Source organism: Caballeronia sp. M1242, assembly GCF_017220215.1.
Classification (GTDB): domain Bacteria; phylum Pseudomonadota; class Gammaproteobacteria; order Burkholderiales; family Burkholderiaceae; genus Caballeronia.
Genome location: NZ_CP071131.1, coordinates 526,156 through 543,454, shown reverse-complemented (window position 1 = coordinate 543,454; position 17,299 = coordinate 526,156). Strand labels below are relative to the sequence as shown.

10 protein-coding genes and 1 pseudogene are annotated in these 17,299 nt (G+C 62.9%); 5 read left to right on the top strand and 6 right to left on the bottom strand.

Annotated features, from left to right (window positions below; translation table 11 throughout):
• Positions 1-9 precede the first annotated feature (9 nt).
• Together JYK05_RS21985 and JYK05_RS21980 are read left to right on the top strand one after the other, a co-directional pair.
• A complete protein-coding gene (locus JYK05_RS21985; protein WP_206469799.1) occupies positions 10-1,065 on the top strand; it encodes a serine hydrolase in 1,056 nt (351 codons plus the stop codon).
• 337 nt (positions 1,066-1,402) lie between these two features.
• Positions 1,403-1,867, top strand: coding sequence for a hypothetical protein (locus tag JYK05_RS21980; protein WP_175943768.1), 465 nt, complete (start codon positions 1,403-1,405; stop codon positions 1,865-1,867).
• A 2,472-nt stretch (positions 1,868-4,339) separates the two neighbouring features.
• Here JYK05_RS21980 and JYK05_RS21975 read toward each other — a convergent pair.
• Both JYK05_RS21975 and JYK05_RS21970 read right to left on the bottom strand, forming a co-directional pair.
• Positions 4,340-5,317, bottom strand: a complete 978-nt coding sequence (locus JYK05_RS21975; protein ID WP_206469797.1) for a ParB/RepB/Spo0J family partition protein — start codon at positions 5,315-5,317, stop codon at positions 4,340-4,342.
• Entirely contained in the window at positions 5,314-6,525 is a 1,212-nt protein-coding gene (locus tag JYK05_RS21970) for a ParA family protein (protein WP_206469795.1), read from the bottom strand. Before JYK05_RS21970 ends, JYK05_RS21975 begins: the two co-directional genes overlap by 4 nt.
• A gap of 609 nt (positions 6,526-7,134) precedes the next feature.
• Between JYK05_RS21970 and JYK05_RS21965 the strand changes: the two genes are divergently transcribed.
• A complete protein-coding gene (locus JYK05_RS21965; protein WP_175943759.1) occupies positions 7,135-8,532 on the top strand; it encodes a replication initiation protein in 1,398 nt (465 codons plus the stop codon).
• A gap of 15 nt (positions 8,533-8,547) precedes the next feature.
• On the opposite strand, the gene JYK05_RS21960 is transcribed toward JYK05_RS21965, so the two are convergent.
• From JYK05_RS21960 to JYK05_RS21950, 3 genes and pseudogenes are all read right to left on the bottom strand, one after another.
• Complete coding sequence (locus tag JYK05_RS21960) at positions 8,548-9,777, bottom strand: YbfB/YjiJ family MFS transporter (protein WP_206469793.1); 1,230 nt, start codon at positions 9,775-9,777, stop codon at positions 8,548-8,550.
• 158 nt (positions 9,778-9,935) lie between these two features.
• A complete protein-coding gene (locus tag JYK05_RS21955; RefSeq protein WP_241270031.1) occupies positions 9,936-11,237 on the bottom strand; it encodes a glycosyl hydrolase in 1,302 nt (433 codons plus the stop codon).
• Positions 11,238-11,587: 350 nt separating this feature from the next.
• A pseudogene (locus JYK05_RS21950) lies at positions 11,588-12,112 on the bottom strand (type VI secretion IcmF C-terminal domain-containing protein); the annotation flags it as partial.
• 112 nt (positions 12,113-12,224) lie between these two features.
• On the opposite strand from JYK05_RS21950, the gene JYK05_RS21945 reads away from it, so the two are divergent.
• Positions 12,225-12,395, top strand: a complete 171-nt coding sequence (locus JYK05_RS21945; protein ID WP_206469791.1) for a hypothetical protein — start codon at positions 12,225-12,227, stop codon at positions 12,393-12,395.
• Between the two features lie 127 nt (positions 12,396-12,522).
• A complete protein-coding gene (locus tag JYK05_RS21940) occupies positions 12,523-13,752 on the top strand; it encodes a YihY/virulence factor BrkB family protein (protein WP_206469789.1) in 1,230 nt (409 codons plus the stop codon).
• A 1,072-nt stretch (positions 13,753-14,824) separates the two neighbouring features.
• On the opposite strand, the gene JYK05_RS21935 is transcribed toward JYK05_RS21940, so the two are convergent.
• Positions 14,825-17,281 carry a glucose/quinate/shikimate family membrane-bound PQQ-dependent dehydrogenase gene (locus tag JYK05_RS21935; protein WP_206469787.1) on the bottom strand — a complete coding sequence of 819 codons (2,457 nt, stop codon included), beginning with the start codon at positions 17,279-17,281 and terminating at the stop codon, positions 14,825-14,827.
• Between the last annotated feature and the right edge of the window lie 18 nt (positions 17,282-17,299).

The following is a 17,299-nucleotide window of genomic DNA, read 5'->3' as shown; positions in this document are numbered from 1 at the left end:
AGTTCTCACATGAATGAAGCATTGCAGCGTGCGATCCAGTTTTCCCTCGATCACGAATCGACTTGGGATCGGCAAGTACACGGCAACTGGGGCGTGCACGTCAACGATCCGCCGCCGTGGAATCGGCTGCTCGGGCCGGTGCATGATCGAGGACCGGTGTCGGGCGCGCTTGCCGTCGATGGCCGCGTGATGACGACGTGGGGCGAGCCGGACCGCGCGGACCTGACGTTCAGCATCGCGAAGACGTATCTCGCGCTGCTCGCGGGCGTCGCGCATGATCGCGGGTTGTTGCCGGATCCGGACGAAGCGGTGCGCGTGCGCGTACCGGGCATCGGCTTCGACGATCCGCATAACGCGCCGATCACGTGGACGCATCTGCTTCAGCAAACCAGCGAATGGCAGGGCGAGTGTTTCGGGCTTTCGGATCAGGCGGACCACTACCGCGCGGTCACGTTCGGCGAGCCGCCCGCAGGCAAGAAGGGCGAACTGCGGCCGTTGCGCACGCCCGGCACGTACTGGGAATACAACGACGTTCGCATCAATCAGCTTTCGCTCGCGCTGCTGCATCTGTTCCGGGGGCCGCTGCCCGATGTTTTCCGCGATGCCATCGCGCGACCGCTGGGCTTGAGCGACAACTGGAACTGGGCGGGCTATGACCACGCGTGGGTCGAAATCGACGGCAAGCGCATGCAGTCCGTGCCGGGCGGCACGCATTGGGGCGGCGGGATGTCGATCAGCGCGAACGATCAATTGAAGATCGCGCAGATGCTGCTGGATGATGGCGTGAGTGATGGCAAGCGGGTGCTTTCATCCCAGTGGATCGCGAGGATGCGCGCGCCCTGCCCGCTTGCATCGTTCTATGGCTACCTCGTCTGGCTCAACACGGGGCGGAAGATGTTTCCCGGGGTGCCGGAGACGAGCTACTTCGGCATCGGCGCGGGAAGTTCGTTTATGTGGATCGAGCCAGAGTCGCGGATCGCGTTGATCGTGCGATGGCTCGACTCGGCGCACGCGGCAGAGTTCTTTGCGTTGATGTATGAGGCGATGAAACGACGCGGGGCGTAGACGAAGAATTGGTGAGGCGGAATGGTTGCTCTGACCTGCGCAGGAGGTCGATGCGTGCATTCCTCAATCGGCTAACGCTAGAAGCGGTCGATCGCGGCGAACTGACGAACGTTCTCGACGTCTCCGTGGACGGCGCGATTGGCCAATAGCGCGGCGGGCGCCTCTCGGCTCGCCCGCTTTTGCTTGCTTCGTTGGTCGGTGTCGGCTGCGACTCTTTCGTGAACGTCTTTCGGTATGACCGTTAGTTGCGTCATTAGGGTAAATGCAGATGCACGCGGGCCCTTAAGAACGGCTTCAGTTGTTCGTTAACAAGAGCAAGCCAACCCAAGACCGACGCATGTCCTCCACTATTCCATTTCGCCGCTCGGCTCCCGCGACGCACACGCGGCTCTCAAAAGCACAACTGTTGCCCATCGCTCGCGGCGTAGCGGATGAACTCGCCCTTCACGCGCACCTCGCGCTCGAGACCTTGCGCGTCGGCTCGCCGGATATTGCACCAGCGCAGCATATCGCCGAAGTCATGCTGCTCGCGAAGTTTCTTGCGGACGCCGGGCATGGCAACTTCCCCGACGAAGCTCTCGTCGATGCCGATCAAACGATTGCGCGCATGTTCGACGGCGGCCGCGAATCCGGCTCGTGGAGCATCGAGGCGGAGGCAGTCGAGCGGCTGGCAGCGATCGTGTCGCTCTACGATCATCAACTCAGGCGCGCGACGCTCGGTGCGTTGACCACTGCAAGCGACAGGCTCGAGCGGTTCAAGGCGGGGGAACCGTATCAGGGGTCGCGGAAGAAGCGGGCTTAAGGGCGGTTTCTTGGGGCGTGTGCGGAAGCGCTAGCCCCGGCCTCTGGCGGCGTTAATGTATCGTTTGTTACGAAGCAGCGGGATTGAAGAGCTTCGGGGCGGGATTCGTCGCGGTCTTGCGTCAGCGCGCGGTTGACGCTCGCTGTTAGGCTGTTTCTTCGTGAAACAAGTGAAGATAACGGTCGTAAGTCACTGAATCTAAACGATATTCGCGGCATGCAAGAAAGATGCCTTTGTTCCACGCTGAGGCACTTCGTTCGCCCGATACGCTGAGCCCGCGAGAAACGCGCAGGCTGAAGTCTTTCCGCCTCTGTATAGACCGGAGACATGGCTGGCAGGTGTACGGGGACATGGTTGACGCTTTCGGGCAATCGAACGCCCGGAATCATCCATGCCCTGCCACAGACGAGATCCTGCAAGTCAATTCGAATTGCCAAGTTTCTCTCCGGGCCACGCGCTGCGTCTGTCGATTGCACGCAAGGGATTACTCATGGCTGGCAGGCCCAAAAGCGACGAAGACGGCGTTTTCGAACTCTGGTTTGCTCATCATCGCGCCGCCCGACTTGACGTGCACGAGCCGAAACCCTGACCATCATGTGTCAACCATGTCCCCGTACGTCCGTACACGCCTCTAAAAAGCGATGCTGGCGTCAAATGCGCTTCTTGCATTAGCTACTTCAGGAAGCCGCGCGGTGACGATCCCATGTCGTTCGCCTCGCAATGATCGCGGGAATCAAAGAACTGCTCGCAGGGCTCCTTTCTGCCTAAGCAAAGACTATCGCTCCACTTCGGAGATGCGACTGTTGCCTAGCACATTCAGCAGTCGCTTTTTCCGAAGTCATCGAGCCGGCTTGTAACGATTTGGATCGCAACAGCAATCGGTCCGCGGACACTGAGCATTGGTTCTGCCTCATTAGCACACTAGTGCGTGCTCCATGCCAGAGCCCTACCCAGACGCGTCGAAGCCATCGGCGCGCTACCGGCATCAAATTCAATTACGCACGTGGTCGGTTGCTTGATCGGTACCAGCATTTCGTTCGCGCGACTGCAAGGCGCGGGTTCGTGATTGAGTAGACGGAGATCCGCCATACTGCGATGCAGGTCTACGTTGAGCGTCCTGCGAGTTCGTCGGCACTCCGGGTACCTCTTCAACGGCCCCGCCTATCGGCTTCCGAGTCGGCCCTAATCTAGTGCCTTGATGGCGCGCTTCCTGTCGTCCTGATCGCTCCTCACGGCGCGGCGTTGTGAAGGAAGTCCAACGAGCGCCTCTTTCTGCGTGAACTGCTCGGGAAAGGCTTGAGACGGAAAGAAGATGCCTTTGCGCCTCTTGGGCGGACAACTCGCGCCCACGCTCGGCAATCGGTGGACGGGTACGGCTGCCACGAGCCTACGCGTTGCGCGATCACTCAAACGCACTCAAATTGTAGGAAACCAGCGGCGCTCCTCGTGACCGCGAAGGTCCGCCCGACGTCGCGGTTCAGGTCGCCGCGATGATTCCGGCGCGAGAGCTTCTTCGCCGTAAGCCGCGCTGCTCTTGGAGTATCGCCCGATGCTCGGGGCCACCATTACTAGGGTCCACCAGCGAGCGACGCGGCACATTGGACGGTCCAACCGCAGTTGTCCCGAAAAGAAATGCGCGCAGTCGAACGACGCCGCATTGTGTCCGAATTCGGACACCGTTGAGACGGCCGTCATTCCTAGATACTGCGGGTACGGCGCGGGGTACGCCGCCGCATATTTTGTATTCTTCGAGCTAAGCGTTCTGATCTTCTAAACGCTGAGCCACCTGCAGTGCGAATCCAAGCTTGCACGCGAGACGCGCCGCGCAGAGCGCATTCTTGCCTGGACCAAGACGACGCCACTTGATGCCCGATATAGCACGTCTGTAATCTGACAGCCGGTCGTGTCAAGTTAGCGTGGAACCCCAGGCATCACGCTTTTCACGCTTGCGTCCGGGCGTTCGCGAATGAGTACGCGCAGGGCGTCGTTGCAAATTGCAACGGATCGCGCAGGAAATGAGGCCGGCGTGGGCTAGCTAGACGTGGTCGAAAAACGCCAACAGGAGGATCCGAGAGGCGCGGAAGAGTCACTGCAACTCGGCCGCCTGTCCGAGTGAGTGTCCGAATTCGGACAGTAGCGCTGCTGTCGCCTCAATGCCGTCCTACATGCAAGTAAGGAAGGCGCGCCGCACCACGCGCCACAAGGTACGTTAGTAAAGGCAGCGTTGATGGTTCGCGGCGCCCCAGACGAAGCGGGCAGGGATCAACGGCTCTGCGCCCCGTCTTGGTGGAGTGTCCAAATTCGGACACTCGCGCCGAGCATAAGCACAACGTCTACGAGCGCTTCCTCCTCTAGGTGACATCGCACCCTTGTCGCGTGCATGCTTCGGACACCCGTCCGCAGGCCAGCCGCACTCATCACACCCACACTGCGAAGCCAAAAAAAAGCCCGCGAAGCGGGCCAATAAGTGAGTCACTCAGACCGTATTGAGAACATCTTCCCTATATGCTCTCGGAGCTGATTTTCCTGCTCCTCAGTGACCACGCCCGCCTTAAACTTAAACGTCAATCCCTTGACGTCCTTCGTGATGCTCCCCGCTTGCACCTTTCCCGCGAAGATCTTCAAGATGCTACGCCCGCCAGCGTCTGTAGCCGCACCGCCTCGGCTAATATGCGCGCCCAAACTCGCAGCGAGCTTCGTCTGAACGAGATCGCCCGATAGCACCTGCGGCCACAGTTCCTGCAGCGCCTTCAGCCCCGCTTCGCCCGACTTTTTCAGCGCGTTCGCAACGTCCTGCGCCGACGACGCGCCTAAAACCGAAGGCGTCAAATCCAGATCGCGCTTAACGAAATCGGGCAGCGCATCAAACGCCAGGAACCGATAGAGATCGCTCCGCGAGATGCCCATCGCCTCCGCCAGCCTAGTGCGGTTCGGAAATTCTGCTTCCGCACGCCGAATCGCAATAGCGATCTCATAGTCCGACAGATCGTCACGCGTCACGTTCTCCATCAACGCAAGCGCTGCCATATCCTGATCAGAGCACTCGATCACAACTGCGCGAATCGCCTCCTTGTTGATGAGCTTATGCGCACGCAGCCGCCGCTCGCCGGCGACCAACTGAAACGACTCCCCGATGCGGCGAACCGTAACCGCCTGAAGCAACCCGACCTCATCGATGGACCGCGCCAGTTCCGAGAGCTTGCCCTCATTGAATTGACGACGCGGCTGCCACGGGTTCGGCACGATCGCCTCGATTGGAATGTCCGTCTCCACACCCTTCGATTCCAACTCCTGAATCCGAAGCTGCGCCGCTGCAAGCGCGCTCGTGATGCCGGGCATCGTCTGCGGACCTCGGGCGTTTCGATCCTTCTTCGACTCGCCTTTGAAATCGGCCGGCTTCGGAAGGTTGGCCGTCTTGGCCATGAGTTGTTCTCTAATGTTGTTACTCACGCCGCCTCCTTCCAGGATTTAACGAACATATCGTCGAGCCACTTGGCATACTGCATCATCGGCTGACGAACCCGTTGCAACGACTTGGCCGTCGAGTGCGTACTGACGACGTCCAGCGCAGTCGAGAACGACAGCGCACCGCCGCTCATCACAGAACTCGCCGGGATCTCGAACGGATCGAGCCAACGGCCGTACGCACTTTGCGCCCACTGCCGGACGACCGGCGCCGACGACGTCTTACCGTAATCGACCTTCGACAGCAGGATCGAGATGAAGTCGTACACCTTGTCCTCTTCGTACGGCAGAAAATCTTCCGCGACATCGGAGAAAAGCCGCCAGAACGCCAACGAGCTGATGAAGTCGAGATTCTCGGGAATCATTGGCATGACGAGCGCGTCGGCTGCCAGCAATGCGTTCAGGTTCATGTAAGACAGCGAGGGCGACGTATCGATCAGAATGTAGTCGTACTGCGCGCGCAGCGGCTCGAGCCCCTCCCGCAAAACCGCCCAGAACCGATAGCCCTGGATCGTCTTCTGCCGCGCGGGAAGCAGAAACTCTGCTCCGTACAGGAAGGTATGACCGGGGATAATGTCGAGCCCATCCCAGTAGGTCGACTGCACGCTCGCGCCCAGCCCACCTTCGATGTTCTGGTCATAGATATAAGGGAGCACGGTGTCGTCCCCCGAGATTTCCTTCTCTGCATAAAGTCCGCAGAGCTCCGACGCCGACGCTTGCGGATCCAGATCGATCAACAAGACTTTCCGGCCGAGCAGCGTCAGAGCTTGTGCCAGGCATACGGTTGTCGTAGTCTTCGCCGAGCCTCCCTTCAACTGCGCCGTAGTGAGCACCTTGCCGCGAAAGGTGCCGTCGGCATCGTCGAGCCGCGTCTGGTAGATATCCGAAGCCATCTTCACCCACAGTCGCACCTCGGGCAATGTGAACGTCCGGCTGCGCCCGTTGCCATTTAGTGTGCCGCTCGGCAGACCACCTTCGCCTTTAGTCACGAGATACTGAATTTGCTGCCGAGTGAGGTTGCACATCTCGGCAAGTTCGCTGATGGTGTAAAAGGGTGCTGTCTTGCGCGGGCGCGGTGCGAGGATCTGCTCGCGAAGGTTGTCCGAAAACGGTTCGAGGTTATCCGCAAACTCCGCCACTTCCCGAAGCGATACTTTGCGGTCTTCCATTGGTAGGCTGCCTACGTTGGCCATTCTGCGCTTTCTCCCTGTATTGACGCTGAAGCGCAGAATACACGAATATGCGTAAACAGGCTTACGGAGCGGAGAAAATTTCGCAGTTTCTTGTCTATCAGCGCCTTCATCCCGCCATTTTCTCTGCTCGCAATACCGTCCGGATCTTTTTGACGAAGCGGTGCCTCCGCCGTCGTCCTCCCATGCAAAAGGCTCCAGCACAAAAAGCGCCCCGGGGGTGCTTTTTGTGCGCTAGAAAATCCATTACGAAATCAGACACTTAGATTCGAGGAGACAAGAATTCACCTTGCAGAGGCAAGAGTTTGTCTTGTCTTTTTGTAAACCTTGACTCGCACACCTACAAACAACGCTGAGGTTTCCCTTTGAAATCAAGGCCGCCCGTTGTGAATAGGGACGGTTTTTGTGACGGACGGGGCGGTTGTTGTGCTGGGTCAGCCGCAAACTGGGCGGCCAGAGACGGTTTTTGTGCGCGCGGGGGCGGAATTTGGGCGTCTGAGGCGCTGGGCAGGACGGTTTTTGTGCAGATCAGGCGCGTAAAAGCGGGGCGGTTTTTGTGTTGACACGCTTTTCGTGCCTGTTAGAGTGCCGGGACAGTAGCCGAACAGAAGAATGGACAATCAAGATTTCACCGTCACGCCTCAGCAACTTGCGCTGGACATCTACGAGGATATGTCCGGTCAAGGCGCGGCTATTTGCGAGGCGACGCGCGATATCGGTTTTCTGCGGAACAACATTTTCACGCGTGTCGGCGGCCTCGGGATCGCGGCGCGGCGCGTGCTTGACGCCGCCTATTTCATCGTCGCGACGAAAGCACCCGACGAGCTGATCGACGACAAGGTCTATACCTTCACCGCGGACGTGAACTACTTCAAGTGGCTGATGCGCTACGACAGCCGCAACCACAGTCACCTGATCGCGCAAATGAGAGCGGCCGCGCGCGCGCGCGTCGAAATCATGACGGCGCCATCCATCGAGGAACTGACGGAGAAAGACTCGTGGGGCACCATTAGTCTGCTCGGTGACTGTTATATCGAACGGAACGTTGTCTGCGTGCTGCTTTCCGGACGCGTCATCAAGTATCTCATTAGCCCCTACAAGGCCCACTGGTTGAGCTTGCGCGCCTCGACGGCATTTTCGCTGTCGCTCGCACGTGCAATCTATGACCGCCTGATTCCGTGCGAAGGCCACGGCGTGACCGAGTGGTTCCCGTTCGAAGAGGTGCTCGAATGGCCGGGCAAAGTCGGTGAGTCGCGCAAGGAAGTCAAGGAGTTCAAGAAGCGGTTTCTGGAGCCGGCTATCGACCAACTCAATGAAGTCTCGGACTTCGACGTGAGCTGGGAAGCCAACGCCGATCGCGCCACGCGCGACAAGCTCAAGATCCGCTTTCGTTTCACCAAGAAGCAGGGCGCGGATGCGGCGCGGGCGGGCATCGCCGACGAGATGTACCTCCTGTTGCACAACGAATTCGCGTTCGATACGCCCGACTTCGAGCGCCTCGCCAAGCGCCGCGATGTGTGGACGGACGAGCGTCTCGAACAGGCGATCGAATACACGCGCTTCAAGCTGAACGAGGGCAAGGTCACCGTGAGCCCGCGCGGCTACCTCTTCAAGGCGCTGGAAGGCAACTACCGTATCGGCGACGCGGACCGCAAGATGGCCGCGATCAAGGCCCGCCAACTCGAAGAAGAGAAGAAGGGCCGGCGAGAGCGCGACGCAGCCCAGGCGCAACTCGAAGCGACCATCCAGGCGCAGAACGATTCCGCGAAAGCGAAGATTAGCGAGGAGATCAGGGCGGGGCGGGAGTTCTTCGAGTCGGCAGACACGCAGTCACGCAAGGAACTGTGCCATTCGTTCCTGAGCCAGCTGATTCCGCAGCGACTGATCGAGAAACAGGGCCTCTCACGCGAATCGTTGAGCGCGGACAACATCCTGACGGTCAATCGCGTCGTTGCCGATGCGTTCTGCTCGCACGTGTACGTCAAGATGAAGAAGGCGCGGTCGGGCTGACCTGCCGCACTGGCCTCATTCTTTCGGCGATGCGGGCTCGCTCAACGGCTTCTGGCACGCCGCAAGTGCAGCGCCGAGCGCGAGCATGGCTGCAGAGTAGACGAGACCGCGACTGAGCCCGCCGCTATCCGAAATGCGCCCGATCACCGTGGGACCGACGATCTGCCCGACGGCGAAGACGATGGTGAACGCGTTAATGCCGCTTGCCCATTGGCTCGCAGCCAGGTTGTGCCGGACGAAGGCTGTCGTCGACGCCACGGCGGATAGAAACGTCGCGCCGAACAGCAAGCCGGACGCGAACGCGGCCACCGGATGCGCGAACAGCGCGGGGACCAGCGTCGCCACGGCGAGCAGCGCGTTGAGCAACGCGAGCGCCTGACCGCCGCGCACCCGGTCGAGCAGTCCCGACCACACACGCGCCGAGATAACCGTCGCCAGGCCGAGCACGACGTAAAAGCCGCTGACGACAGCGGCACTCATGCCCGCCGTGCGCAGCAACGCGACGATGAACGTCATGTACCCGATATAGCCGACGCCAAAGCAGCCGTATCCCGCAAGCGCGAGGATGTAGCGCCTGTGCCCTACCGGCCGATGCGCCGCGACTGGCGCCCCGCGTGGTGCCATCGGTTGCGCAGACGCCGAGTCGATACGCCGCGCTGCCCACACCGCGGCGGTTCCGCAGAGGGCGCACGCTGCCGCGAGCGCGAACCAGGCGTACCGCCAGCCGTGCGTATCGGACGATATGGTCAGCGGGACGAGGATCGACGAAAGCGCGATGCCCCAGCCCGTGCCGCCGTAATACAAGCCGATGATGAGTCCGGAGTCGCGAGGCGAAAGCGACGCGAGGCGAGCCGCCAGCACCCCGCCGCTCACGAAGACGAGCGCGCTCGCAGCGCCGGTCAGGACCCGCAATATAAGCAGCCCGTTGGTCTTTGTGACCGCGCCGCTCAATGCCATCAACAGCGCCGTCGTGACACAACCTGCGACGAAGAGCGTCCGCGGCGCGCTTCGCTGCGACAGCCGCCAGAACGCGAACGCGCCGAGCAGATAGCCGAGCGCGTTGGCCGTGTTCATCGCGCCGGCCTGCGCGAAGTTCCATCCGAGGTCGAGCTTCATCGGAGGCAGAAGCAAGGCGTACGCGAACCGCGCAAACCCGAGCGCGATCGCGCTGCCGAGCGACAAGGCGACGGCGAGCCACCGCGCGTGCGTGCGGTTCGCCGATGCGCTCGCGGGCTGCGGCTCCATGCGAGGCCCTGCGCTGCTGTCGATAGTCTCTGGGTTTCGCACGCTCGTCGCTTCTCCGGCTGGCTTGAATCGCGGATGGTGCGGCTTATGGTAGCGCGTCGAGCGTCAGCCGTACCCCTCGCGTGGCCGGTCAATCGTCGCGTCACGCGACCGGCGAGTTACATCGGATGCCCGGCGACGAAGTTCTTGAACGCCGCATACACCGGCTTCTGCGTGACGCCGTCGTTCATCAGAAGACCGTAGTTGCCTTCGCCGCCGACCGGATCGTCGTAGAGTTCGTACACCTGGATCGCCTGAAGGTTATACCGCGATGCCACCGCGACGAACTGCGCCATCATCGTGTTGCCGACCATGTACGACGCGATCTGCGCGTCCGAACCGTAGGACGGGCGCACGCCGAACTCCGTCAGCCAGATTGGCTTGCCGAAGGCCTGCAGCGCGGCGAGCACGTCGTGGCAGCCGGTCCCGCCACAGGCGCGCGTGATGTCGCCCTGATCGGAATACCAATGCCAGCCGGTGATGTCCCACGTGACCTTCGGATGGCCCGTCGTGCCGTCCGGCTGCGTGCCGTTCCAGAGCATCTCGTCGAAGCCGTAGTGCAGCCACGTTTCTCCGCCCATGACGATCTTGCCGTTCGTATCGACCGATTTGATGCCGGCGATCATGCCGCGTATCACGCCGCGCGCCTTCTGGAAAATCGCGTTGTTGAAATGTTGCGGATAGACGCCATCGACGTTGCCGACCAACGCCAGCGCGCCCAGTTCGTTCGACACCTCGTAATAGGGATACCGATACGACGTCGCCGTCTGCTGACCGAGCGCGAAGCCCGCGTCGTACGCGTCGGTTTCGCTGTTGAAGGAGCGCGGGTCGGACAGCAGCACGGGAAACACCGTGACGCCGCCGGCCGCCATCGACCTTGCGATACCGGCCAGCTTCGTGGCGGTTGCCTGACTGTACACCTCGTTGCGATACAGCTTCACGCCGAGGTCCTGCAACTGCGAAAGCTGGCGCGCGGGACTGGAAATGTCGTAGGCGCCGCCTTCGTTGTTGTGGCCATTGGCGCCATAGAAGATCGACGCTGAGGCATTGACCGGCGCGGGTGCGCTGACCGGCGCGCTCGAGCCTGTCGAGTTGTTCAGGCTAACGGGCGTCGCGCTGCTTCCCGTCGACGTGCTGGCCGCCGTGGAATTCGCGGCGGACTGCGCGGTGCTCGTGGCCGGGGAGGCGACGGCAGTGCCGCCTCCCGAATAGGAAGCCGACGAAGCGGCGGAAGCGGCATCGCTTCCCGTGCCGCTGACGGTGGTGCCGGCGGCAGCGCTTTTTGCCGCGCCGGCCGTGCCGTCGCCGCCTCCGCCGCCGCCGCACGCCGTCAGAAGCGCGGTCATCGCCAGTGCAATGGCGAATAGGGCGCACGGACGCGCCTGGAAAAGAGCGCGTGCATTCGAGTTGATCGTCATCATGGTGTCACTTAGGAATGCTGATCGAGGTCGCATCGACGACGAGGGCGACGGATGGAAGAGGACCATCGCGCGGCAAGCCCGATCGGCGATGCAAGGAGAAAGTGCGGCGGGACGAAAGAGGCCGTCCCGCTTGGGGTTCGGACGTAACTACGGCCGGAAAAGGCGGGACTTTAGGGTTCTTCTCGTCAAATTTGCGTGGACGGCACGCGCTGAACGAGCCGGGCCGCCAACGTTTGCCTAGATCCTGCGAAAAAGCGGAAATATGTGCCGGAAAACTGAGGCGGATGCCGCTGTCGGCGAGCGCCGGCTACGTCTGTCGACCGTGCGCCCGTCTGCCGAAGCGGCGATGCTTACTGACGGCTCGCCGAAGCGGCCGGAGCGGGATCGGCTGCCGCGGCGGTTGCGGTTCCGGCGGAGGAGGCCGTCTGCGACGGCAATGCGGGCAAGCCGGGCGGCGGACCGCTGTCGGGCAGGTTGAAGATCGGCATGGAACTCGGGCAGCGGAACGTGGTGAGCACATCGCTCGTGAGGGGATTCGCCACGCTGCCGGCCGTCGCGATATCGAGCACCGCCTTGCGGCCCTCGAAGCCGAAGACGACGCGCGTGCGGCCCGGCGTCGCGGTCGGCACGACTTCGCCAAGACGCATCAGGCGCATGAGCGCCCATGGGCCGTCGGCAGCAATCGTCGATGTATCGGCGCGGATGCGCGGGCTCGCCGTTAGTTCCGCATGCACGCCGCCGCGCGGGCCGGGCCAGCTGATGCGCGTCGGCGCGACGGGTCCGTGCTGGTAGAGCGCGTTCTGACCGTCGATGTCGATGGATAAGCTCAGGATCGTCGGATCGAGTTCGGCGATGCGGAGGTCGGCTTTCCAGGCGCGACGCGATGTGGCACGGCCGGAGGCCGCGCAGGCAGCGACAGTCCGCGACGCGCGAACGCGAGTACGCCATTTGCTGACGACTTAAACACCGACGCCCCAAGGAGCCACCATGTCCGACCCGACTCAACCGCAACGACCCGCCCCGGAGCAAGCCGAAATCGCGAGCGGCACGCCGCCTGCGCGCACGCCGGAGACGCTGCCCGACAACACCGATCTGCAGCCGGACCAGAACCCCGTGCGTGGCACGCCCGACATCTCGAAGCCCGGCGCGGACGGCTAAATCCCGCGCGTCGCGCGCTTCTACAGCCCCCAGCGCACCATCAGCACTCCCGCGTTTTCGCACCGTCGTTCTCCCGGCTGGCATCCGCGATGCTAAAGGCAAGCAGCACGTTCCCAGGAGAATAGCGATGAACAAGACATCCGCGCGGGATTCCACATCCCTCATGAGCCGGGCGATCGCCTGGCCCGTTCGCACCTTCAAGCGCTTCAGCGCCGACCGCTCCGCGCCGATGGCTGCGAGCATCGCGTTCTATTCGGCCTTCTCGCTCGCGCCGACGCTCGTCATGGTGATCGCCGTGGCCGGACTCGTCTTCGGCGAAGAGGCCGCGCGCGGGCAGATCTTCCATCAGGTGAGCGGCATGCTCGGCAAGGACGCCGCCGCGAGCGTGCAGACCATCGTCGAGCACGCGCACCGCAGCGGCGGAGGCGGCATCGCGGCGGTCATCTCGTTCGTACTGCTCGCCGTGGGCGCGTCCGCCACGTTTTCATCGCTTAATACGGCGCTCTCCGTCGTGTGGCCCGCCGACGACAAAGCGAAGTCGGGCGTTGCCACGCTCGTCAAGGTGCGGCTGATTTCCTTCGGCCTCGTGATGGGCGTCGCGTTCCTGTTGATCATTTCGCTCGTACTCGATACGGCGGTGCAGGCGGCCGGCAAATGGGTGTTCGGGGAATCGCCGCTCGTCGTCATCGGCGATATCGCGCAGTTCCTCCTCGGCCTCGTGATTCTGTCGTGCGCGTTCGCCGCGCTGATGAAATATTTGCCCGATGGCCACGTCACCTGGCGCGATGCCTTCGTGGGCGGCACGATTGCCGCCGTGCTGTTTTCGGTCGGCAAGAAGCTGTTCGCGCTGTATCTGACGCACGCGGGCACGGCCAACGCATTCGGCGCGGCGGGCTCGCTCGCCGTGCTCATGATGTGGCTGTATTTCGCCGCCGCCGTGCTGCTGCTCGGCGCGGAAGCCGCGGCCGCGCGAGCGGAAGCGCGCGAGGGCAAGCCGGCGAAGGAGTCGAGCGCAGCCGATAAGCCGGGCGCGCCCGCGATGCCGGCGCCGGGGACCGGCGCGTCGAATCAAGGGTCTAACGACGCGGTGCACGGCGCGCCGCACGCGCCGGTGCTGGCAAGCGCGGCGCACGCGCAACCGGTCGCGCCCGCGCCGCTGCCGCCCGTTCCGCCGTCGACGTCGGGCGCGACGCGTTCGTCGCCGTGGGCGAATGCCGTGGCCAAGGGCGTGGATACGGTGAAGGCGAATCCGATCCGGCTCGCCATCGCGGCTGCGGGCGCGGGCGCGAGTCTCTTCGTGTTCGCCAAGGGATCGGGCCGGCCGCAGGCGGAGCGGCATCGGTCGGTTAAGGCGTAGGCCGACCGGCGTTGTGAAGGAGAGGCGGGCGGCGAACGGCCGCCCGGGACGGCTATAGAGCATTGCGTCATGCGGACATTGTCAATCCGGTTTCCGCGTCGGCGAGGAAATCGTGCAGCAGTCGGCGCATCCGGAGGATATAGCGCCCGGAGACCGATGACGCCGGTTCGCTCACCATGCAGGTGATCGCATCTGGGAGGGCTCTCGACGTGACGCGTGAGGGTGGCGCGACAGCAGCCGCATGGCGCTGGTCACTCGCTCGCGCTTCTTCAGCAGACGCGGCATGGTCGAGATGCAGGCGGTTATCTCAAGAAGACGGGCTCGATATAAAGAGGGAAGAAGACTTTTCCGTCGTGTCGCCTTTGAGTCGGTGTCGAGAACAGCCTAACCGACGCGCGCTATAGCGATTCGACGCCGCGGAACGCCACCCTACTCGTGCGCCGTATTGCCTGCCAATTCACTCTTCTTCGAAAGCGACGTTGATCGCCGTCTCTCGCAGCGATTCATGATTGGCTTGCCCTTCTGTACCGGAATTGCAACGTCGGCGACATTCTTGTCGTTTGTCCCTTTGGCCCGCTTGCCTGCCCGTCTGCATGGGAAGCACGTGCGGGACGTCATCGGAGACGTGAGTTGCGCGCTCGTACGTACGCAGCATTTAAGGTGACGCGCGCGCACATCTAGCCGCCGGATGTTTGCAGCCGCGCAGAGAGTTTTACGAAGCGGTGAATGTTTTCTTAACTAAACCTATGTTCGCCGCCGCGAGGCCGCCTGCAGAGTCCCACACCCGATGCGGCTGTTACGCGGTCATTCGCTGTAGCGTCGGCAACTTAGGAAATCGTACGATCGCTCTTGACGGAAACGGGTTCGCTGCCAAGTGAGCAGCTCATGAAAGGGAGCGACGTGGGCAAGCGGGCTACCTGTCGTTCGCTGCCGCGCACTTACCTTGGCTTCGACTTGCGCAGCGCGCCCGGCAACTTTCCATCACATGCGCCCGCGATTCCCCAGCGTCACCTGAACCGCCGAGATCGCTGTCGCCCATCACCACGCACGACAGCGATCCCCCGCCAGCCAATTACCGCTTCTCCGGCAACGCATAAGCAATCACATAATCCCCGAGCTTGGTCAAAAACGACCCATGCCCGCCGGCCGCGATCAGCACGTACTGCTTGCCGTTCGCCTCATACGTCATCGGCGTCGCCTGTCCGCCTGCCGGCAGACGGGTGTGCCACAACTCCTCGCCGGTATCGGTGCTGAATGCGCGCAGATAGTCGTCCGACGTTGCGCCGATAAAGAATACATGGCCCGCCGTCGTCATCGGGCCGCCGAGCATCGGCATGCCCATCTTGAACGGAAGCGGTATCGGCGATGCATCGCGCGTCGTACCGATGCGCTTCTTCCAGATCACTTTGTTCGTCTCCAGATCGAGCGCCGACACATAGCCCCAGGCCGGCTGCTTGCAAGGCAGACGCAGCGGCGAGAGGAACGGATTCAGCGTCACACCGAACGGCACGCCGTACTGCGGCTGAATGCCCGTTTCCGCGCCAGTGCCCGACTGTCCGGCCTGCGGCGGCTCCATCGGGTTGTTCGGTCCGCGCGGAATCAGCTTCGAGACGAACGGCAGCGCAATCGGGTTCGCAATCGCAATGCGCCGGTCCGTATCGACGGCAAGCCCGCCCCACTCGAACATGCCGAGATTGCCCGGGAACACGAGCGTGCCTTGCTCCGACGGCGGCGTGAACGGCCCCTCGTAGCGCAGCCGATGAAAGATCACACGGCACACGAGTTGGTCGTACATCGTCGCGCCCCACATGTCCGCGCCGGTCAGGTTCTTCTGCGGCCGGTAGGTGAGTTGCGAGAACGGCTGCGTCGGCGACAGGCGATCGCCCTGTGCCGCGCCCTGCGGCACCGGCTGCTCGGGCGCCGGAACGATCGGCTTGCCGGTGCGGCGGTCGAGCACGAAGATGTTGCCCGTCTTCGCCGGCGCATAGATCGCGGGAACGATGTTGCCGTTTGAATCCTTGATATCCGCGATGGTCGGCTGCGCGGGCAAGTCCATGTCCCACAGGTCATGGTGCACGGTCTGATAGAACCACGCGAGCTTGCCGGTCGATGCATGCAGCGCTAGCAGGCCGCTCGCGTAGCGTTCCTGTTCGGGCGTGCGATTGCCGCCCCAGATGTCCGGCGTCGAGACGCCCATCGGCAGATACACGATGTCGAGCTGCGCGTCGTAGGCAGCCGGCGCCCACGAGTTCGGCGAGTTCATCGTGTAGCTGTGCTGATCGCTCGGAATCGCGTTCGGGTCGCGCGCGCCCGGATCGAACGCCCACAGCAGCTTGCCGGTGTCCACGTCGAAGCCGCGAATCACGCCCGAGGGCTCGCGCGTGCCGTAGTTGTCCGTGACCGACCCCGCCATGACGATGACCTTCGACGTGATGATCGGCGGCGAGGTCGGCTCGTACATGCCCGGCGTCTTCACCGGCTGCAGATGCTGCAAGTCGAGCATGCCGTTCGCGGCGAAGCCCGCGCAACGCTGGCCGGTCGCGGCATCGAGTTCGAACAGACGGCCGTCGTTCACCGGAAGGATCACGCGGCGCGCGCACGCCGGCAGCGACGACAGGTTGTTCGTCTGACGCGCCTGCGCGGCGGCGGGCGTCTCATAGTAGGAGACGCCCCGGCAGGTCACGTGCTGAAAGCTCGGGTCCGGCTTCAGGTCCGGGTTGAAGCGCCATTTCTCCTTGCCCGTCGCGCCGTCGAGCGCAATCGCGTTCTGGTGCGGCGTGCAGAAGAAGAGCGTGCCGTCGACGGCGAGCGGCGTCACCTCATCGGTGATTTCGAGCGGATCGTGCGGGCCTTTCATGTCGCCCGTGCGGAAGGTCCACGCTTCTTGCAGGTTCCCGACGTTCTTGTCGTTGATTTGCGAAAGCGGCGAATAGCGCGTGCCGTGCTGCGAATTGCCGTAGGCGAGCCAGTCGCCCGGACGGCCGCCGGTCGCGGCAGGCGCAGCCGAAGCACTCGACGCCTGCGCGCTCACCGTGCCGCTGACCTCTTGCGGATCGTTGAACACGGCATACACGAGCGCGATGCCGGTCAGAACGAGCGCGGCGCCGAGCGCGAGCCCGCCGCGGCGCACCGGGTTCATGTACAGGCGATACGTGAAGGGCAGCAGCAACCAAATCCCGACGATGACGAGCACGTCCAGACGCGGCGCGAGTGCCCAGAAGTCGAAGCCCGCTTCGGCGACCGCCCATATCAGCGTGCCGAAGAGCAGCACCGCGTACACGATTAGGGCGAGGGTATTGCGCCGCCAGATGAGCCACGCGACGGCGAGCATAAGAATGCCCGCGACGACGTAATACGGCGAGCCGCCGATGGCGACGAGCCATATGCCGACGCCGGCCAGATACAGCCCCGACAACGCGAGAAACAGCACAGTGACCCATTTGACGACAGGTGACGGCGATCGCGTGTTCGATGGCGATGGCGACGATGGGCCGGCGGGCGACCGCGCTGGCGGCGAGTTCGTATTCATTCAACACCTCTGCTTAGA